At 47.4% G+C, this 19027-nt stretch carries 19 protein-coding genes; 15 read left to right on the top strand and 4 right to left on the bottom strand.

The annotated features are described in order from the left end of the window. Positions 1 to 168 precede the first annotated feature (168 nt). From ACO0K2_RS11580 to ACO0K2_RS11515, 14 genes are all read left to right on the top strand, one after another. Positions 169 to 1797, top strand: coding sequence for a benzoate-CoA ligase family protein (locus ACO0K2_RS11580; protein ID WP_423018882.1), 1629 nt, complete (start codon positions 169 to 171; stop codon positions 1795 to 1797). Between the two features lie 71 nt (positions 1798 to 1868). After that, positions 1869 to 4262 carry a bifunctional salicylyl-CoA 5-hydroxylase/oxidoreductase gene (locus tag ACO0K2_RS11575; protein ID WP_423018880.1) on the top strand — a complete coding sequence of 798 codons (2394 nt, stop codon included), beginning with the start codon at positions 1869 to 1871 and terminating at the stop codon, positions 4260 to 4262. 8 nt (positions 4263 to 4270) lie between these two features. Then, on the top strand, positions 4271 to 5092 hold the full coding sequence (locus tag ACO0K2_RS11570) for an SDR family NAD(P)-dependent oxidoreductase (protein WP_423018878.1): 822 nt from the start codon (positions 4271 to 4273) through the stop codon (positions 5090 to 5092). Continuing rightward, positions 5089 to 5610, top strand: a complete 522-nt coding sequence (locus tag ACO0K2_RS11565; protein WP_423018876.1) for a MarR family winged helix-turn-helix transcriptional regulator — start codon at positions 5089 to 5091, stop codon at positions 5608 to 5610. Before ACO0K2_RS11570 ends, ACO0K2_RS11565 begins: the two co-directional genes overlap by 4 nt. A gap of 3 nt (positions 5611 to 5613) precedes the next feature. Next, positions 5614 to 6468: an enoyl-CoA hydratase family protein gene (locus ACO0K2_RS11560; RefSeq protein WP_423019391.1), complete on the top strand. Its 855-nt coding sequence runs from the start codon at positions 5614 to 5616 to the stop codon at positions 6466 to 6468. Positions 6469 to 6482: 14 nt separating this feature from the next. Then, positions 6483 to 7664, top strand: coding sequence for an acyl-CoA dehydrogenase family protein (locus ACO0K2_RS11555; RefSeq protein WP_423019389.1), 1182 nt, complete (start codon positions 6483 to 6485; stop codon positions 7662 to 7664). Beyond that, positions 7661 to 8062 (top strand): RidA family protein, encoded by a 402-nt coding sequence (locus tag ACO0K2_RS11550; RefSeq protein WP_423018874.1) that lies wholly within the window; start codon positions 7661 to 7663, stop codon positions 8060 to 8062. Before ACO0K2_RS11555 ends, ACO0K2_RS11550 begins: the two co-directional genes overlap by 4 nt. Positions 8063 to 8188: 126 nt before the next feature. Beyond that, on the top strand, positions 8189 to 9364 hold the full coding sequence (locus ACO0K2_RS11545; RefSeq protein WP_423018872.1) for an acyl-CoA dehydrogenase: 1176 nt from the start codon (positions 8189 to 8191) through the stop codon (positions 9362 to 9364). 428 nt (positions 9365 to 9792) lie between these two features. Continuing rightward, positions 9793 to 10107, top strand: a complete 315-nt coding sequence (locus tag ACO0K2_RS11540; RefSeq protein ID WP_423018870.1) for a plastocyanin/azurin family copper-binding protein — start codon at positions 9793 to 9795, stop codon at positions 10105 to 10107. Further along, positions 10104 to 10550 carry a c-type cytochrome gene (locus ACO0K2_RS11535; protein WP_423018868.1) on the top strand — a complete coding sequence of 149 codons (447 nt, stop codon included), beginning with the start codon at positions 10104 to 10106 and terminating at the stop codon, positions 10548 to 10550. Before ACO0K2_RS11540 ends, ACO0K2_RS11535 begins: the two co-directional genes overlap by 4 nt. Before the next feature lie 11 nt (positions 10551 to 10561). Beyond that, positions 10562 to 11590, top strand: coding sequence for a cytochrome-c peroxidase (locus ACO0K2_RS11530; RefSeq protein WP_423018866.1), 1029 nt, complete (start codon positions 10562 to 10564; stop codon positions 11588 to 11590). Positions 11591 to 11599: 9 nt separating this feature from the next. After that, on the top strand, positions 11600 to 12526 hold the full coding sequence (gene msrP / locus ACO0K2_RS11525) for a protein-methionine-sulfoxide reductase catalytic subunit MsrP (RefSeq protein ID WP_423018864.1): 927 nt from the start codon (positions 11600 to 11602) through the stop codon (positions 12524 to 12526). After that, a complete protein-coding gene (locus ACO0K2_RS11520; protein ID WP_423018862.1) occupies positions 12465 to 13271 on the top strand; it encodes a sulfite oxidase heme-binding subunit YedZ in 807 nt (268 codons plus the stop codon). Before msrP ends, ACO0K2_RS11520 begins: the two co-directional genes overlap by 62 nt. 4 nt (positions 13272 to 13275) lie before the next feature. Beyond that, positions 13276 to 14856 carry a methyl-accepting chemotaxis protein gene (locus ACO0K2_RS11515; protein ID WP_423018860.1) on the top strand — a complete coding sequence of 527 codons (1581 nt, stop codon included), beginning with the start codon at positions 13276 to 13278 and terminating at the stop codon, positions 14854 to 14856. 105 nt (positions 14857 to 14961) lie between these two features. Here the strand turns inward: ACO0K2_RS11515 and hslO are convergent, their stop codons facing one another. Both hslO and ACO0K2_RS11505 read right to left on the bottom strand, forming a co-directional pair. Then, a complete protein-coding gene (gene hslO, locus ACO0K2_RS11510; protein ID WP_423018858.1) occupies positions 14962 to 15888 on the bottom strand; it encodes an Hsp33 family molecular chaperone HslO in 927 nt (308 codons plus the stop codon). Positions 15889 to 15993: 105 nt separating this feature from the next. Further along, positions 15994 to 16518, bottom strand: a complete 525-nt coding sequence (locus ACO0K2_RS11505; RefSeq protein ID WP_423018857.1) for a gamma carbonic anhydrase family protein — start codon at positions 16516 to 16518, stop codon at positions 15994 to 15996. A 197-nt stretch (positions 16519 to 16715) separates the two neighbouring features. Here ACO0K2_RS11505 and ACO0K2_RS11500 point away from each other — a divergent pair, with 197 nt between their 5' ends. Continuing rightward, positions 16716 to 17510 carry a ferritin-like domain-containing protein gene (locus ACO0K2_RS11500; protein ID WP_423018855.1) on the top strand — a complete coding sequence of 265 codons (795 nt, stop codon included), beginning with the start codon at positions 16716 to 16718 and terminating at the stop codon, positions 17508 to 17510. 72 nt (positions 17511 to 17582) lie between these two features. Here the strand turns inward: ACO0K2_RS11500 and ACO0K2_RS11495 are convergent, their stop codons facing one another. Together ACO0K2_RS11495 and ACO0K2_RS11490 are read right to left on the bottom strand one after the other, a co-directional pair. Beyond that, entirely contained in the window at positions 17583 to 18218 is a 636-nt protein-coding gene (locus tag ACO0K2_RS11495; protein WP_423018853.1) for a GIN domain-containing protein, read from the bottom strand. Positions 18219 to 18386: 168 nt separating this feature from the next. Further along, positions 18387 to 18941 carry a GNAT family N-acetyltransferase gene (locus ACO0K2_RS11490; protein WP_423018851.1) on the bottom strand — a complete coding sequence of 185 codons (555 nt, stop codon included), beginning with the start codon at positions 18939 to 18941 and terminating at the stop codon, positions 18387 to 18389. Between the last annotated feature and the right edge of the window lie 86 nt (positions 18942 to 19027).

Below are 19027 nucleotides of genomic sequence, written 5' to 3'. Positions count from 1 at the left end.
CGAGATTGTCACCCCGTCTTTCATGATCTCCAATAACGTTCAGCCATTGATTTAACGCACATGCTATTTTAAAAATACTTTACCTTTAAATAGTTTAGGTTTAAAGTATATTGCATTGAAGTGTAAAGTCGTTACATTTCTATATCCCCCTTGGTACTAGGAGGTAGCATGGATTTCAGTGTAAGAGCGCCATCAGCCCACGTGGATACGTTTGCTCATGACAACCTACCACCACGCGAGCAATGGCCAGAGCTTATCTTTGCGTTGCCGGAATTAAACTATCCCGACCGTCTTAATTGTGTCCATGAAATTTTGGATCGAACCTGCAACGAGCTTGACAGTGTTCGTAGCAAATTGGCGCTACGGACGTATGCTGAGTCATGGACCTATGATCATCTGCAACAGACCGTCAACCGTCTTTGCCGGGTGCTTGTGGAAGAGTGTGGGATGGTGCCTGGAAATCGTGTACTTCTTCGGGGTACAAACACACCGATGATGGCAGCATGTTTTTTGGCAGTGATCAAAGCCGGCGGCATTGCCGTACCGACGATGCCGCTTCTCCGCGCCAAAGAGCTCAGTGTTATTTGTGAGAAAGCGGAGATTACCCATGCCCTCTGTGCCTATTCACTTCGAGAAGAATTAGAGCAGACCCAGCAACAATCTCCAACCTTACGCCATGTGTTTTATTTCAGCGGCGGTGATGATGCGCTCGAATCGCGGATGCGCGACAAGTCGCCGCAATTTACCGCGGTCGATACCTCTGCCGAGGACGTTTGTCTGATTAGCTTCACATCCGGAACGACAGGAAAGCCCAAGGGCACAATGCATTTTCATCGAGACGTGATGGCAATATGTGATTGCTTCCCACGCTCGACACTGAAGTCGGAAATGCGTGATGTCTTCATTGGTACCCCTCCGTTAGCGTTCACGTTTGGCTTGGGAGGATTGCTACTGTTCCCGTTGCGTGTGGGAGCGACTGCGGTTTTACTTGAAAAACTAACACCCGAGTCTTTATTAAAAGCGATCAGCGATTTCAACGCGACGATCTGTTTTACGGCACCCACTTTCTATCGCCAGATGGCGCCACTCGTTAGTCAATTTGATCTCCATGATCTTCGTAAAACCGTCTCCGCCGGAGAGGCGCTGCCAGTGTCAACAAGAGAAGCGTGGAAGCGAGCAACGGGGTTGACGATGATCGATGGTATCGGTGCAACAGAGATGTTGCATATCTTTATCTCTGCCGCAGATGAACATGTCAGGTCGGGCGCGACAGGAAAGCCTATCCCCGGCTATCAAGCCTGTATTTTGAATGATGCAGGCCAAATGCTCGGCGCGGGACAAATTGGACGTCTAGCGGTGAAGGGCCCCACAGGCTGCCGCTATCTTGCTGATGACCGCCAGCAGAAATATGTCGTCAATGGTTGGAACCTGACGGGTGATGCGTATCAAATGGACGAAGATGGCTATTTTTGGTATTGCGCTCGAACCGATGACATGATCATCTCTGCCGGTTACAACATCGCTGGCCCGGAAGTGGAAGACGCAATCCTTCTTCATCCAGCTGTAGCAGAGTGCGCTGTTGTCGGACTGCCTGATGATGAGCGAGGACAAATCGTCAAAGCGTTTATTGTGCTGCGACCGGCCTTTGATGCCGATGATGCGCTCATCAAGGAGATACAGGATTTTGTCAAAAAATCGATTGCACCGTACAAATATCCCCGTGCGATCGAATTCAAAACGAGCTTGCCACGAACAGAAACCGGTAAGTTGCAGCGTTTTAAATTAAGGCTGAGCTAATTGGATAACAAATACCTGATTCCAGTATATCGATCGGTAAATACCAACGAAATAGATTGTGAGGGCAGTAAATGAATATTCTTTGTATCGGTGGGGGACCTGCCGGACTGTATTTCGCGATGCTGATGAAGAAGCAACATCCTGAACACCACATCACGGTCGTGGAACGAAATCGCCCTTATGACACCTTCGGTTGGGGCGTCGTCTTTTCCGATCAAACCCTCGGCAACTTGGTCAAGGCGGATGAAGAGACGGCGCGATCAATTTTGCAGGCGTTTAACCATTGGGATGATATTGATACCCATTTTAAGGGACAGGTTATCACCTCAGGTGGACATGGGTTTTGTGGTATCGGTCGAAAACGCTTACTCAATATCCTACAGGAACGGTGCGAATCACTCGGCGTGAAACTTGTCTTTGAGACAGATGTCATTGACGATCAGGCGCTCGCTGCCCAGCACAATGCGGATCTGGTGATCGCCTCAGATGGATTAAATAGCCGGATCAGAACTCGCTATGAGAGCAGTTATCAACCCAATGTCGAACCACGCACATGCCGGTTTGTTTGGTTGGGAACCAAAAAACTGTTCTCTGCTTTTACCTTTGCGTTTGAGGAAACGGAGTTTGGCTGGTTTCAGGCGCATGCTTATCAATACGATGGTGACACTGCGACCTTTATTGTCGAGACGCCAGAGGAAGTGTGGCTGAAAGCAGGGATCGATAAGATGTCGCAAGAAGAGGCGATTCACTTTTGTGAACGTATCTTTGCCAAATATCTCGATGGTAATGCATTGATGGCCAATGCTTCACATCTGCGCGGATCAGCAAACTGGATTAAGTTCCCTCGTATTATTTGCAAAAACTGGGTCCATTGGAACACCATTGTTGACAAGCGAGTGCCTGTCGTTTTGATGGGCGACGCAGCGCATACCGCCCATTTCTCGATTGGTTCTGGTACCAAACTAGCATTGGAAGATGCGATTGAATTGAGCAACAGTTTTGCGCAATTAGGCCATGAGGGAATGGCTGCAGTGCTTGATCATTATCAGCAATTGCGATCGGTTGAAGTGTTGAAAATTCAGAGTGCAGCGCGTAATTCGATGGAGTGGTTTGAGAACGTCAAGCGCTACACCGCGTTAGAAGCGCCGCAGTTTGCGTACTCGATGTTGACTCGCAGCCAGCGTTTATCGCATGAAAACTTACGGGTCAGAGATGCTGGTTATGTCCGGAGTGTTGAGCAATGGATTGCTGAGCAAGCGTTTATCAAGGCTGGTTTGCCGAAGCCGCCCGTCGGTCAAACAATACCTCCGATGTTGACCCCATTTAAGCTGCGTGATGTTGTCCTCAAAAATCGTATTGTCGTTTCGCCTATGGCGCAATATTCTGCTGTCGATGGTGTGGCGGGGGATTATCATTTGGTGCATCTGGGAAGTCGCGCGATGGGTGGTGCTGGAATGGTGTTTGCAGAAATGACGTGTGTTTCAGCTGATGCGCGCATCACGCCAGCTTGTCCTGGATTGTATTCAGACGAACACACGAAAGCATGGAAACGGATCGTTGATTTTGTGCACGCCAACACCGATGCCAAAATTGCGATGCAGTTGGGCCATGCGGGTGCGAAAGGCGCAACGAAAGTTGGTTGGGATGGCATCGATCAACCCCTTGAGGAAAATGGCTGGCCGTTGATCTCGGCATCCGAACAGCAATATCTGCCAGGAATATCGCAACGCGCCCGTGCCGCTACTTTGGCTGATATGGATCGTGTCTTGCATGATTTTGTCAAAGCCACGAAAGCGGCAGCAGAGGCTGGTTTTGATTGGTTAGAACTCCACTGCGCACATGGCTATTTGTTGTCGAGTTTTATTTCTCCTTTAACGAATCAGCGTCAGGATGAATTTGGCGGATCATTAGAAAATCGGTGTCGCTTTCCATTGCAAGTATTCAAGGCAATTCGCGACGTCTGGCCGCAACATCAACCCATTTCCGTCCGGATTTCAGCTCATGACTGGGTTGAGGGCGGTATTACACCCGACGATGCGGTCGCAATCGCTCGACTTTTTAAAGCAGCTGGCGCAGATCTGATTGATTGCTCTTCGGGGCAGGTTAGTAAAGCAGAGAAGCCTGTGTTTGGACGGATGTTTCAGACACCATTTTCTGATCGTATTCGAAATGAAGTACAGATTCCGACGATGGCGGTGGGGTCGATTTTTGAGGCCGATCATGCCAATAGCATCATTGCCTCTGGTCGCGCTGATCTGTGTGCCGTGGGGCGTCCGCATCTCGCCGATCCTGCCTGGACCTTCCATGAGGCTGCCAAGCTTGGCGTGACAGAAATAAGTTGGCCGAAGCAATACCTCGCCGGAAAATTTCAGATGGAACGCAACGCCGAGCGTGAACGTCAAATTGCCGCTGCCAGCGCTGGGTTGACGCCGCAACAGATTGCAGCGAAGTTACTTGAAGGGTAGGTCGGATAATGCCATCAACAGAAATGAAACATGCATTCGTTACCGGTGGCGGTAAAGGCATAGGTCTTGCCATCGCTGAGGCGTTATTAAAAGAAAATTATCGCGTAACCATTGCTGGCAGAAATGAAGATGGGTTGCGGACAGCCGCTCGTCGCCTCTCGGAATCCTACCCTAAGCGAGACGGTGTAGAAAGTGCGGACGGCACAGGGGCTGCAGCGATCGCTTATGTCGTGATGGATGTCGCCAATGTTGACTCGGTGATGAGGGGTATTGACCAAGCCGTTACGCGTTTTGGGCATATCGCAATACTGATCAATAACGCGGGTCAAGCGAGTTCGGCACCTTTTCTCAAAACCGATGTTCAACAATGGAACGACATGCTCAATGTCAATCTGATGGGAACAGTTCATTGCACAAGGCAGGTCTTGCCCGCGATGTTAGCAAAAGGCTGGGGACGAATTGTGAATATCGCGAGTACCGCCGGTCGGATTGGTTACCCCTATGTCAGCGCTTATTGCGCTTCCAAACACGCGGTTGTGGGACTGACACGCTCATTGGCATTAGAAGTGGCGGATAAGGGTATCACCGTCAATGCGGTGTGCCCTGGTTATACTGAAACCGATATTGTTCAGGATGCTGTTGCCAATATCATGATCAAGACGGGGCGCACTGAAGTCCAAGCGCGGGCTGCGCTGGCAGAGGGCAATCCGATGCGTCGCCTTGTTCAACCTGAAGAGGTCGCACATACGGTGGCATGGTTGTGCCAGACAAGTGCCAGCGCGATGACTGGTCAGGCTATCGCGGTCGCTGGTGGTGAGGTGATGCAATGAGCGCCGAATTTTCTGGTGATGACTTAGATCACGCATCCGATTTGGAAACGCGTCTGACAGACGATCATCATGATTCATTGCGCCTATGGCTGCGCATGTTGTCGTGTACCGTGATGGTCGAGTCAGAAATCCGATCACGATTAAGAAATGAGTTTGGTATTACTTTGCCGCGTTTCGACTTGATGGCGCAATTAGAGCGATATCCTGAGGGATTGCGGATGGGAGAGTTGTCCAAGCGCATGATGGTCACTGGTGGCAATATCACCGGTATTACTGACCAACTCGAACAAGAAAACTTAGTGATGCGCGTTCCTGATCCTAAGGATCGTCGCGCTTATAGTGTCATGCTGACACCCGCTGGACGAATCGCGTTTCAGCGTATGGCGGCCGTCCACGAAGCGTGGATTGCCGAGTTATTTGCAGGCGTGCCCGCCAAAGATAAAACGCATTTATCGGCATTGCTATCACAAGTCAAAACACATTTGAATGTTTCAAAAATGAAGTCAGAACAGGAATAAATGATGAAATATCTTCCAGGGCAGCCCCATCAATTACCAGGCGGGCGTCAACATCTTGCAGCCTACGAGGCGAGTCATTTTTATTTTGAAGTCGCTGATGCAGTAGCGACCATCATACTGAACCGCCCCGAGCGTAAAAATCCACTCACGTTTGAATCGTACGCCGAATTGCGCGACTTGTTTCGTGTCTTGGCCTATGCGGATGATGTGAAAGCCGTGGTGATTTCGGGTGCCGGTGAGAACTTTTGTTCCGGTGGGGATGTGCACGAAATCATCGGACCATTAACCCAATTAGACATGCCTGGCCTTTTGAGTTTCACACGAATGACGGGCGATTTGGTCAAAGCGATGCGTGCTTGTCCTCAACCGATTATTGCGGCGATTGATGGCGTGTGTGCGGGTGCTGGTGCCATTCTCGCCTTATCATCGGATATTCGTTTCGGAACGGCACGTAGTAAAACAGCGTTTTTATTCACGCGCGTTGGGCTGGCTGGTTGTGACATGGGGGCTTGCTCCATTTTGCCGAGGCTTATCGGGCAAGGGCGTGCCTCCGATCTCCTATATTCTGGTCGCTCAATGTCTGGAGAAGAAGGCGAGCGGTGGGGGTTTTTTAACCGTCTGAGTTCACCGGATGATCTGCTCTCTGATGCGCGACACTACGCAAAAACCTTGGCAGAAGGACCGACCTTTGCGCATGCAATGACAAAAAAAATGCTGCAACAAGAATGGAACATGGGGGTCGATGAAGCAATTGAAGCGGAGGCGCAAGCACAAGCAATCTGCATGATGACGAATGACTTTCATCGTGCTTATCATGCATTCGTCGCTAAACAGAAGCCGGTATTTGAAGGAAATTGAACATGACACAGATATTGGCAGATCGTAGCTACCTCGACTGGCCTTTTTTTGATTCGCGGCATGGTGAGCTCCAGCAAGCGCTTGATCAATGGGCAGCAACCCATATTTCCGATGCACATGGCCACGATGTTGATCAGGCTTGTCGTGATCTCGTCAAGCAGCTCGGTGATGCTGGTTGGCTTCGTTATGCGATTGGCGGCCAAGCATATGGTGGCATACATGATGTGATCGATACACGTGCGATTTGCATGTTGCGGGAAACTTTGGCGCGCCATTCGGGTTTGGCTGATTTTGCTTTTGCGATGCAAGGACTGGGCTCGGGTGCGATTAGTTTGTTTGGCACACCAGCACAAAAAGAAGCGTATTTACCTGCCGTGGCGTCTGGAAAAAAAATTGCAGCGTTTGCTTTGTCGGAGCCAGAGGCGGGCTCAGACGTCGCTTCGATGCAATGTGCCGCGACACTCGATGGTGAACATTACGTTTTGAATGGCGAAAAAACGTGGATTTCGAATGGTGGGATTGCCGACGTATATGTCGTCTTCGCACGGACCGGAGAAGCACCTGGGGCGCGAGGTATTTCTGCTTTTATCGTAGATGCTGATGTGCCGGGCTTTGACATTGCAGAGCGCATTGACGTGATTGCACCGCATCCACTGGCGCGCCTGACGTTCAATGATTGCCGGATTCCGGTGACGCAACGGATCGGGGAGTCTGGGCAAGGATTTAAAGTCGCGATGGCAACATTGGATGTATTTCGGACTTCCGTGGCAGCCGCTGCCCTAGGATTTGCGCGGCGTGCGCTGGATGAAGCATTGCAACGTGCGACGACGCGTCGCATGTTTCAGCAAACACTGGCTGATTTTCAGCTTACGCAAGCAAAATTTGCGCACATGGCGATGGCAGTGGACAGCTCAGCTTTATTGATTTACCGCGCAGCATGGCAGCGGGATCAAGGCAAGAAGGTTACAAAAGAAGCGGCAATGGCAAAACTAACGGCAACAGAAAGTGCGCAACAGGTGATTGATGCTGCCTTACAGATGTTTGGCGGATTAGGCGTGGTGTGCGATATGCCAGTAGAACGACTTTATCGTGAGATTCGTGCTTTGCGTATCTACGAAGGAGCGAGCGAAGTACAACAATTGATTATCGGCAGAGAGTTACTGAAAGAGTTTGCTGCTGCCAAGACAGAGGAATGAACATGCTACAAATACTTCAGCCAGAAGGATGGATGAGACCGCGCGGTTACTCTAATGGTATTGCCGCATCGGGACGAACAGTCTGCGTCAGCGGTATGATAGGGTGGGATGCGCAAGGGCAGTTTCATACCGATGATTTCGCGGGGCAGGTACGTCAGGCACTACAGAATGTTGTTGACGTGCTGGCAGAGGCCAACGCGCGCCCCGAACATATTGTGCGGATGACGTGGTATGTCACTGATAAAAAAGAATATATCGCGGCGTATAAAGAAATAGGAATCGCCTATCGTGAACTCATTGGACAACATTATCCGACGATGACCGCAGTGCAAGTCACAGCCTTAATTGAAGATCGTGCTAAAGTAGAAATCGAAGTAACCGCCATCGTTCCGGAGTGAAGTGGTACTGTAGCTAAAAAAGTCATAAAATAGTGCCATACACAGGTAAGACGGCGGATGTCACCTGATGTACCCCATTCAGGGCATCGTAGTACATTGAGATAAAAAAATAATCAGGAGAATTAGATGGCCAAGGCAGTATTTAGTTGGGAAGATCCTTTGTTGTTGTCCTCGCAATTGAGCGATGAAGAGCGCATGGTACAAGAGGCTGCACGTACATACTGCGAAGAAAGACTGGCGCCACGGGTGCTGGAGGCGTTTCGTCACGAGAGAACTGACCCTGCTATCTTCCGTGAAATGGGTGAGCTTGGTTTATTAGGCTCCATGATTCCAAGCCAATATGGTGGCGCAGGTCTTAACTACGTTTGTTATGGTTTGGTTGCACGTGAAGTCGAACGGATTGATTCTGGATACCGGTCGATGATGAGCGTGCAGAGTTCGTTGGTCATGGTGCCAATCAATGAATTCGGTAGCGAAGCACAAAAACAAAAATACCTGCCTAAATTAGCCACCGGAGAATGGATTGGTTGCTTCGGTTTGACAGAGCCGAATCATGGTTCCGATCCTGGCAGCATGGTGACACGCGCTAAATCTGTACCTGGTGGGTATTCGCTGTCTGGCGCAAAAATGTGGATCACCAATAGTCCGATTGCGGATGTGTTTGTCGTATGGGCGAAAACGGATGATGGTCGTATCCGTGGCTTTATTCTCGAAAAAGGCTGGAAAGGCTTATCTGCTCCCGCCATTCATGGCAAAGTTGGCTTGCGTGCATCGATCACTGGCGAAATCGTGATGGATGAGGTTTTTGTGCCGGAAGAAAATTTGCTGCCGCACGTGGAAGGGCTCAAAGGGCCATTCACTTGTCTCAATTCTGCCCGTTATGGCATTGCGTGGGGCGCACTTGGCGCTGCCGAATTCTGCTGGCATACCGCGCGTCAGTACACAATGGATCGTCAACAGTTTGGACGTCCATTAGCCGCAAATCAGCTTATCCAGAAAAAGCTCGCTGATATGCAAACAGAAATTACCTTGGCGTTACAAGGTTGTTTGCGCCTCGGTCGAATGAAAGATGAAGGTACTGCCGCCGTCGAGATCACATCGATCATGAAGCGTAATTCTTGTGGTAAATCACTGGATATCGCTCGGATGGCTCGTGATATGTTGGGCGGAAATGGTATTTCAGATGAGTTCGGTATCGCTCGCCATCTTGTGAATTTAGAAGTGGTGAATACTTACGAAGGTACACACGATATTCATGCGTTGATTTTGGGACGTGCGCAAACTGGCATTGCTGCATTCTGATTGCGTTACAATTGCCGAAGAAAAGCCAATGACCGTAAAGGTGATTGGCTTTTTTTTCTCTTCTTTTTTTCTTTTTTTATTTCTCCTTTGAGTGGTATTCCCCTCCCCAAAAAAAAGCCTTAACGGCTATCTTCCTTATGCGTTTGCGGTGCGATGACATCGTTACACATGCCGTAAGCACTTTTTCTTCCTTCTTATTGATCGATCCATCGCTAATCCTAGGGATAGGCAAAAAATAGCGTTGCACTAAAATCAATATCAGTAATTCGCTTTTGTTTTATCTTCAACAAAAAATTCCATCACCAAATATTTTTGATGTAACGCTTTTGTCGGACGCATTGTTCGGATCGATGTGCCAAGCACATTGTGAGGTCATGGTGCAAGCTATAGCGTTAAGCAGTGCTATGAGGAAAAAAGGGAGATCTCTGATGTTACGCACAGTCTTATTCATTGCTTTATCGGTGTGCACAACCCAACTGCTTGCGGCAGAGCATGTGATTGAGCAAAAAGATAAACAATTCAGTAAGAAAGTACTGAAAGTGAAAGTAGGCGATACGGTTGAGTTTAAAAATGTTGACGCAATCGCCCATAACATTTTCTCATTGTCTGATGCCAAGTCATTTGATTTGGGGTCGTTTCCGCAGGGGCAGTCTAAAAAAGTCACCTTTGACGCAGCGGGAAAAGTGGAAGTCGAATGTTCGATTCACCCGAACATGAAAATGGTGATTGAGGTCGAGAAATGAGATTTCGATATTCTTTATTTTTGGGTCTTTTTTTGATGGGTCACGCGCTTGTCGTACATGCGGATGAGCCAGCCAAAAAAACGATCACGCAAGAGGCACTGAAAATGTGCAATGGTGAGGTGAGTGATGAATGCGTTGTGCGTCACTTTAAAGACTCCATGGAAGCTTCGATCATTCGTGGTCATGCCGCGTTTCTCAATTACTGCATTCTTTGCCATGGACCGGAAGGTTTAGGAAATGGTCGTGCAGCAAAATTACATACACCACCTCCGTTTAATCTCACTTTATCTGTTGCGCCGCGCGAATACATTGCACAAATGATTCGTAAAGGTGGGGAGGCGAATGGTCGTGGAAAGGGTATGCCACCCTGGGGTGAGCAATTAACAGATGAGCAAATAAATGATTTGCTCAATTTCCTTTTTTCAATTCGAAAATTTAAGTAGGGAGAAACAAAATGAAAGCGATATGGTGTTTTTTATTGTTGAGTTTCGTTTTTACCTCATCCATGGCACAGGAAAACAAGTACGTTTTTCAGGCAGGGCATCCTAGTCTGAAAGAATTTGTACTTGGTCCTGTTCCCTATCCAGCAGATAACAAGCCAACGCCAGAACGTATAGCACTTGGTCAGGCGCTCTTTTTTGACCCCCGGTTATCAGGCGAGGGCAACATGTCCTGTGCTACTTGCCATAACCCTGGTTTAGGTTGGTCTGACGGTCTGGCGACAGCAAAGGGTGTGAAGGGGACTATTCTAGGGCGAGCCACTCCCGCTTTATACAATACGGTGTACAACAAAATTCAGATGTGGGATGGACGAAAATCCTCGCTTGAAGATCAAGCAATGGGTCCGATGCAAAGTAATTCAGAGATGAATATGGATATCGCTCAGTTGTTTCGTTGGCTCAATATGAATGAAGCTTATAAAGCAAAATTTGCGAAAGCCTATCCTGGTGAACTGATCAATGAGGTGACATTATCGAAAGCCATTGCATCGTTTGAACGCACCATTATCAGTAATCAATCGCCATTTGATCGCTGGGTAAAAGGTGATTCGAAAGCAATGACAGTGCAACAAGTGAACGGTTTTAAGTTATTTGTTGGAAAAGCAAACTGTATCGCCTGTCACAGTGGCGCAAATTTCTCAGATAGTGGTTTTCATAATATCGGATTGGCGTCGTTCGGTAATCCAGAGCCGGATCTTGGACGCTATCTACAGAAGCCTGTCGCAGCGATGAAAGGGGCATTTAAAACGCCGACAGTGAGAGAGGTGGCGCGTAATGCACCGTATTTTCATGATGGTTCTGCAAAAACCTTATCTGAAGTGATTGATCATTACGATAAAGGCGGAGCTGTGCGATCCAATATTTCCCCCAATCTCCTGCCATTAGGTCTGACCGCGGATGAGAAAAATAGTCTCGTCAGTTTTCTGGAGGCTTTATCCTCCCCCTACAAGGCGATCAAACTACCTGAATTGCCTGCAAAGTAAATTGCACATATGCCTTCCTTTTCGATGTCGAGGATCTCTGAAAATCAGGTCACGCCTGAGGAGATCTTCTTTAAAAAGAGAAGGCAAATGCTCATTGCCGGCATGTTGACCGGGAGTAGCTTTTTGGATCGTACAGTGTATGCAAAAGATGGTTTGACTTCGGATGATGAGAATGCGGGTGCGCTGAAAGCAACCCCCATTGAGTTGATCACTAACTACAATAATTACTACGAATTTTCTAATGACAAGAAGGCCGTCAAAGTATTGGCGCAAGACCTAACTTTGCATCCATGGACAATCACCGTAGACGGTGAAGTAGAAAATCCCTTCACTATTGATATCGACGATTTGACGAAGCTTTTTGCAATGGAGGAGCGCATTTATCGTTTCCGTTGTGTTGAGGGCTGGTCAATGGTGGTTCCATGGACTGGATTTTCTTTGGCACGTTTGATCGATAGGGCGCGACCAACGAGTCGCGCTCGCTTTGTGGCATTCGAGAGTGTCCATCGTCGTTCCGAAATGCCTGGGCAACGTGCTGGCAGTTTAATCTGGCCGTATAGAGAGGGGTTACGCATTGATGAGGCGATGCATCCTTTAACTTTCGCTGTTACAGGGCTCTACGGAAAACCACTTCCTAAACAAAATGGAGCTCCATTACGCATCGCTGTTCCGTGGAAATACGGTTTTAAAAATCCCAAAGCAATTGTGCATATACGTTTGGTGTCGTCGCAACCTGCTACAAGCTGGAACATTCTTGCTCCAAGTGAATATGGCTTTTATGGAAATGTGAATCCGCTCGTATCGCATCCTCGCTGGAGTCAGCAGCGGGAAAATAGTATAGGTGAGATGAAAAAACATTCAACGTTGATGTTGAATGGGTATGCAGATCAGGTTGCTTATTTGTATGCACATAATGATGCGAAGGCATTGTATTAATATGATGTTCGGGATGTGGCTAAAAAATAATTACACTCGCGTTCAACGAAGCGTTTTTGTCCTTTGCTGCCTTCCGGGAGTGGCGACACTTTATCAGTACTTGACTGGTCAGTTGAATGAGGATCCCTTAAATCAATTGACGCATTTGTCAGGCCGCTTCTCTCTCATCATGTTAGCGGCAACCTTGGCTGTCACACCTTCTCGCCGTTTGCTATGCACTGCCGCAATCAAATTCAAACAACCCTATGGGAAACGGCTCTCTGATTGGAATTGGCTGATTAAATTGCGCCGGATGTTGGGTTTGTGGTCCTTTTTTTATGCCACTAATCATGTGGCGCTCTATGTGATCTTTGATATTGATTTTGACTTACATATAGCTGTCCAAGATGCCAAGGATAAACCGTATTTATTGACAGGCTTTGTTGCGATGATTCTATTGTCTCTTCTTGCTTTGACGTCGCTTGATTCGTTAAAGCGTCGACTCGGACGATTCTGGATGACCTTGCATAAGACTATCTATCTGATCGCAGTACTCGTTTTGCTCCATTTTTGGTGGTCGATGAAACCCGGGATTTTGACGCCCTTATCACATTCCGTAGTTATTGCGATCCTACTGGGATACCGACTTGCACTCAAAATTGGCTTAATGCATCAATGGGACGGGTATCAAGGAAATGAAAGCACAGTAAGACCGGATAAATCATCAATAACGGATGCCGGAATTAAAAATTACTCAGGTGGATAGCAAAATGAGAAATAGATTACAAGCGCTAGTAAAAAGTATTGCTCAGCATGCACTTGCATGTCGAATCGCCGGTGGCTATATCGTTTTAATTTTTATGATGCTGTTGATTACTTTTTCTGGATTTCAAGATGCGAGAATGACCCGTTTATCCTACGAGGAATTGCTCAATACTAATTTGCCCCAACTATCGCAGCTAGAGTCGCTCGAAATAGATCTGGCTGAAATGAGTCTGATTGCGCGCGATGCACTTTTGGCTGACAACGACACCGACCGAGATAAGTATTTGTCTTTAATTGAAGCGCAGAGACCGGTTGTTGGTAACGAGATTGAATCGTTGCAAAAAATTCTCTCGGATAAGTCCAATCAGGATTCTAAGAGGCTAGCGGAGAATATTGGTAACAATAGTTCAGGAATACTCGTTAATTTCATTAAATTTTCTCGGCTCATCAAAGCGGGTAAAAAGGATGCCGCGATATCAATGTTAGAGGGAAATTTAAAACCAGGATTGCTAAAATTAGGTACATCGATTAACGAAGCGCAAAAATTTTATAATGATCAAATTGTGACTGTCAGGGCCAATGTTGAGAAATTGCAAGCGAGCGAGCAGAGAAGGGGCATCATTATGCTGGTAGTATCGCTGGTGTTTGCTTGTTTTTTCTGTATCCGAATTATGCGATCAGTATTTAATCCGCTGCAACACGTCACGGACTCAGCTCGATTGATGGCGACAGGAGACTTTTCGAATCGTCTACAAACCAAAGGGCAAGATGAGGTAGGTCAGACAATCAGTGCGTTTAACCAAATTTCCGACGGAATGACGCAGCTCGTTCGGAGTATTAAGGTGAGTGCAAATGAAATCGACACAACGGTCGAATCGGTAGAGGCAGATTGCCTTGCCATGGAGAGTAAGGCAAGGCTTCAATCCGAAGCATTGAACGACTCATTTATCCTCATTCAAAAAAACAATACCGTTACATTAGACAATATTACAAGCGCGCAGAAGGCAATGCGATTGGCAGATGATATGTCTCGCGTCGCACAATTGAGTAGTGCTGCGGTATCCGCTGCGCTACAGCAAATGATGTTAATCACTGAGTTCTCTCAGAAAATTTCCGATATTGTTTCCCTGATTGAAGGCATCACTTTTCAGACAAATATCCTGGCATTAAATGCCGCAGTAGAGGCAGCAAGAGCAGGTGAATACGGAAGGGGATTTGCCGTGGTCGCGTCTGAGGTAAGAAGCTTGGCGGGGAGAAGTGCAGATGCATCAAGAGAAATCAAGTTGCTCATCGAAACATCTCAAGAGCAAGTTCAAACTGGAACGCAAAAAGTATCGTCGATCAATGAAGTCATTGAGCGTGTAACAACGACAGCGAGTTCGCTAGGGCAGTTGGTGCAATTGGTGGCGATTGGTTCAAAGAATCAAGAGCAGTACATGTCGCAAATGGTTGAATCAGTCAAAAATCTCGTCGCGGAAAATGAAGGAAATTTGAATAATGTGGAGAATGTTCGCAGTGGATTGAGTGTGCTTCGAACTATGGCAGACTTTTTAAATAAAAACGTTACTGTTTTTAAAGTGCATTAATCACATGGCGCGTCCAGCCAATAGAGGTTAATGCAAACATCCTCCGCAAGCGCGGAGGATTGAGAGTGCTGAGAGCGCAGTTATTTTCGTGCCAACTCGAGGTGTTTAGTGTTTAATTTCCGGTGCAACAACCGTGCCTTCTGCTAAGGTTTTTGCAGCGAATAACTGGGCGCAATCGACTTGATCAAATCCATAGTGCTTGCCGCAAAAGTCACAATTGATATCGAGTCGTCCGATCTCAGTGATGGCGGCATCGACTTCAGCCTGCCCTAACATTTTGAGCATATCACCGACTTTTTCACGGGTGCAGCTGCAATGAAACACAGGATGCAGCGGATCAAAGACACGTAAGGTTTGCTCCCAGAACAAGCGACGCATTAAGGTCTCAATGTTTGTACTCAATAACTCTTCATGTTTCAGGGTGTCACCAAGCATGACGGCATGTGCCCACATATCCTCGCCATCTTCTGCCTGCACGCCGGAGCCACCAATTTCCGGCAATTTTTGTAACAACAATCCACGCGTGACTTTGTCATCTGCTGCGAGCCAGAGCTTAGTATCGAGCTGTTCTGATCGCATCATATAATTTTCGATGACTGTCGCTACACTGTCGCCGTCCAACGGAACAATGCCTTGATACGCTTGTTGTCCTGGCACTTTATCGTTGGGATCGAGGGTGATGACAAACCGTCCTTGCCCATGTGCATGGACAAGCTCTTTCAACGTCTCATGGTCTTCAATGACAGCATCGTCCGCGAGTTTTGCCGTAGCGCGCAGTCGTAAGTTGGCATCGCATTCAACAACCATGAGTTTGACTGGACCATCACCATGGATTTGCATAATCATGGTGCCGTTAAATTTTAAATTCGCGGATAAGAGCGCAGAGGCAGCCATCAGCTCACCCAGCATCGTTTGGACTGCTTTTGGGTAGGTTTTATGCGACAACATGTGTTGCCAAGACGATTCAAGTTCAACCAGTTCGCCACGTACGCCGGCGTTTTCGAACATGAATTTTTGTAAGGTGTCAGTCATATCTTTTTACAGTTTCTATACAGGTACTTCAGTTACTTGAGAGCAGGTAGAACTTTAGCGGATAACATCTTCTGTTCTGCAGCGAGAACAGTCATCCCGCTAGGATTAGTCAATCCGCTTGAGTTCGGTTTTATACAATTGTCCGCGATACGCATAGTTATCCGTATTGAGGTGCATGCCTCGCAAATCTTGCTCGGTCAATGTGCGAACTGCTTTTGCGGGGGAGCCGATAATGAGGGAGTTATCCGGAAACTCTTTTCCTTCCGTGACCAGTGCGCCAGCACCTACCAGGCAATTTTTACCAATTTTGGCACCATTCAAAATGACGGCTTGAATGCCAATCAGCGAGCCTTCACCAATCGTGCAACCATGGAGCATTGCTTGGTGACCAATTGTGACATTTTTACCAACCACTAATGGAAAACCAGGATCCGTGTGAAGGATGCAACCTTCTTGGACATTGCTGTTTTCACTGATGGTGATGAGTTCATTATCACCACGAATAGTCGCATCAAACCAGATGCTTGCCTTGGCTTCTATTTTTACTTTGCCGATAATGTTGGCCGTGTCAGTGATGTAGGCCGAAGGATCGATATCCGGTGCGATGTCACCTAATTGGTAGATGGGCATGATTTTTCCGTAAAATAGAGGCTGATAACGATAATGGCATCCATTCCGCGTATTACGTCTTATTGATTTGATATCAATACTGACGTGTCGACCAGAAATGGCTGCGCAAGTGTGGTGTGCGAGCGTGCTATTTTAACGCCGTCGCGCCCCTTGCGTTGAATTAAACGAAAAATGATTCAGTAGAAAACGGGTTTTTAATGGAATTACGCGCTGCAGCTTTGCAAGCTTTACTTGCAACCGACACCAATCACAAAGGCATGATTCTCCAAGCCATTCCTGATGATGTTGTGATTGATGTTGAACGGCAGTTTGAGGTGCCTTCGGGTGTGCCGGGACGTCCAGAAAAACCAGAGTTGATTGCCCCAGGTAAAGTAGGGCGACGTTCTATGGTCACCGTAGAGGGGCGCGCAATTCTGATCCACGCCTTAGCGCATATCGAAATGAATGCGATTAATCTTGCTACGGATATATTGTGGCGTTTTCCTGGCATGCCGCCACAGTTTTACCGCGATTGGCTCAAGGTAGCGAAAGAAGAAGCCTATCATTTTCAACTGTTAGAGGGTCATTTACAGTCGATGGGATACCACTATGGGTCATTCCCTGCACACAATAGTCTCTGGGAGATGGCTGAAAAGACAAATAATGATTTGCTTGCTCGCTTGGCATTGGTACCACGTACCCTAGAAGCACGCGGCTTGGATGTGACCCCAGGCTTGTCTGCGAAATTAGCACAGGCAGGCGATCAGGCTGGCGCAGCGATTTTGGGAATTATCTACCGAGATGAAATAGGGCATGTTGCAATAGGCAATCACTGGTACAACGAACGATGTGCGTTACAAGGCATTGATACGATAGAGACCTACGCACAATTAGCACAACGCTACAAAGCCCCTAAACTGAGGGGGCCATTTAATCTCGATGCGCGTAAAGAGGCGGGTTTTAGTGATGCTGAATTAGTAGCATTATCCCAACAAGAATCGACAGAGGTCTGAATCGCCTAAAAAAAAGGCTCTGAAGCCGGTACTTCAGAGCCACACTCTGCGTAATCGTTAGGTGAAGACGTTTCAATCACCCGCTTTGATGCTACCGATGCCTTCTATTGCTTTACTGATCGTTTTTGGGTGACCGAAATAAGTGAGGCTGCCGATGCCCTGGAGTGCGGCGTTCAAACGATCGGATGCCGTAACGGTAATCGAGCCAATACCTTCACCCTTTACTTCGACATCATTCGCTGAGACATCTTTCATGTCAATAGATCCGACGCCTTTAGAGCGAATTTTTATGTGTCGCACCTTACCGTTCGCTGTCAAACTACCCGCACCTTCATAAGAAAGTTCGAACTCATCGCCATTGAGGTTGTTAATTTTAGTGGAACCGGCACCTTGGAATGTAACGCGTTTCAATTCAGGGACGGTAATGATAATTTCATCGGTACTGAGATACTTGAGACTCACTTTGTTTTTTTCGGTAATGACGAGTTCATTGCCTGACACCGTAGTGGAAAATTTCTCGATAAATTTACTGTCTCCCTTGAGTGTCACCGATTGTGTTTTCCCGACTTCAATTGTGATTTTGCACGCGCTTTGGGTGCTGATGCTATTGAATGCGGGTACATTGCGAGCTTGTTCATCCGCAAAGGCAAGGCTGCTGATCATGGCGAGTGATACGCTAAGGAAGGTAGTAGTCAGAATGGGGCGCATAGTAGGTTCTCCGTTATTCGATGAAATTCGGCGTCGCAAGTATTTCAATGGAATACGCACGGCGTTTGCTGGTGTCGTTATTAAAACTTACATTCAGTATAAGTTTTTACCTAGTCTGTGACTATCCCTCGGCGATGAACTGCAAAATTATCTGCCTGAACGGTATTTTTAAGCGCGTTTCACGCTATCGAGGGTGCTATCAGCATGTTTCTCGAATAAAAAGAGATCTTTCCACTGGCCATGTCGTTTCACCGCCGAGCGCGAATGGCCAAACTGTGTGAATCCACATTTTTTGATGACGGCGATCGAGGCGAGATTATCGGTGATGATCATAGCCTCAATACGCCAGAGCTTCAGTTCGCTAAACGCGTGCTGTAAGACGGCATTGACGGCTCGGGTTGCGTAGCCTTTTCCCCCGTGTTCAGCGCTAAATCGATACCCGAGCGAAGCTTTAAAGTACTGTTCTCGCTCGATACCTCTGAGAGTAACGCGCCCGATAATCTCATTGCCTATCCACACCAAGTAATGGCACTCTCGTTGCGCTTGGGCGGCCCATTGCGCTTGTTCAAGACTTTGTTGAACCGCTTGAACTGAGTAAAAATGATCGCCACGACTGGCAATCCATTGTTCAAAGTGAAATCGATTGACGAGTTCGAACGCGAGCACGGCTTCTGCGTGGCTGGGCAGTGCTGGTGTAATTTGAATGGATGTTGTGGAGGACATGATCTGATCATATTATCAATTTAGCTCTGAATCTTAGTTTAAAAGATAATTTAAATGCAACATCTTTTTTTGTAAGCATACTAATG

The sequence above is a fragment of the Undibacterium sp. MH2W genome, from assembly GCF_049340215.1.
Lineage (GTDB): Bacteria > Pseudomonadota > Gammaproteobacteria > Burkholderiales > Burkholderiaceae_D > Undibacterium.
This window is presented reverse-complemented; position numbering and strand designations above follow the sequence as displayed.

What these genes read in the sequence shown, in the direction of transcription:
- ACO0K2_RS11580 (WP_423018882.1), top strand. Translation starts at nt 169, where the DNA reads ATGGATTTCAGTGTAAGAGCGCCATCAGCCCACGTGGATACGTTTGCT.
- ACO0K2_RS11575 (WP_423018880.1), top strand. Translation starts at nt 1,869, where the DNA reads ATGAATATTCTTTGTATCGGTGGGGGACCTGCCGGACTGTATTTCGCG.
- ACO0K2_RS11570 (WP_423018878.1), top strand. Translation starts at nt 4,271, where the DNA reads ATGCCATCAACAGAAATGAAACATGCATTCGTTACCGGTGGCGGTAAA.
- ACO0K2_RS11565 (WP_423018876.1), top strand. Translation starts at nt 5,089, where the DNA reads ATGAGCGCCGAATTTTCTGGTGATGACTTAGATCACGCATCCGATTTG.
- ACO0K2_RS11560 (WP_423019391.1), top strand. Translation starts at nt 5,614, where the DNA reads ATGAAATATCTTCCAGGGCAGCCCCATCAATTACCAGGCGGGCGTCAA.
- ACO0K2_RS11550 (WP_423018874.1), top strand. Translation starts at nt 7,661, where the DNA reads ATGAACATGCTACAAATACTTCAGCCAGAAGGATGGATGAGACCGCGC.
- ACO0K2_RS11545 (WP_423018872.1), top strand. Translation starts at nt 8,189, where the DNA reads ATGGCCAAGGCAGTATTTAGTTGGGAAGATCCTTTGTTGTTGTCCTCG.
- ACO0K2_RS11540 (WP_423018870.1), top strand. Translation starts at nt 9,793, where the DNA reads ATGTTACGCACAGTCTTATTCATTGCTTTATCGGTGTGCACAACCCAA.
- ACO0K2_RS11535 (WP_423018868.1), top strand. Translation starts at nt 10,104, where the DNA reads ATGAGATTTCGATATTCTTTATTTTTGGGTCTTTTTTTGATGGGTCAC.
- ACO0K2_RS11530 (WP_423018866.1), top strand. Translation starts at nt 10,562, where the DNA reads ATGAAAGCGATATGGTGTTTTTTATTGTTGAGTTTCGTTTTTACCTCA.
- msrP (WP_423018864.1), top strand. Translation starts at nt 11,600, where the DNA reads ATGCCTTCCTTTTCGATGTCGAGGATCTCTGAAAATCAGGTCACGCCT.
- ACO0K2_RS11520 (WP_423018862.1), top strand. Translation starts at nt 12,465, where the DNA reads ATGGGTATGCAGATCAGGTTGCTTATTTGTATGCACATAATGATGCGA.
- ACO0K2_RS11515 (WP_423018860.1), top strand. Translation starts at nt 13,276, where the DNA reads ATGAGAAATAGATTACAAGCGCTAGTAAAAAGTATTGCTCAGCATGCA.
- hslO (WP_423018858.1), bottom strand. Translation starts at nt 15,888, where the DNA reads ATGACTGACACCTTACAAAAATTCATGTTCGAAAACGCCGGCGTACGT.
- ACO0K2_RS11505 (WP_423018857.1), bottom strand. Translation starts at nt 16,518, where the DNA reads ATGCCCATCTACCAATTAGGTGACATCGCACCGGATATCGATCCTTCG.
- ACO0K2_RS11500 (WP_423018855.1), top strand. Translation starts at nt 16,716, where the DNA reads ATGGAATTACGCGCTGCAGCTTTGCAAGCTTTACTTGCAACCGACACC.
- ACO0K2_RS11495 (WP_423018853.1), bottom strand. Translation starts at nt 18,218, where the DNA reads ATGCGCCCCATTCTGACTACTACCTTCCTTAGCGTATCACTCGCCATG.
- ACO0K2_RS11490 (WP_423018851.1), bottom strand. Translation starts at nt 18,941, where the DNA reads ATGTCCTCCACAACATCCATTCAAATTACACCAGCACTGCCCAGCCAC.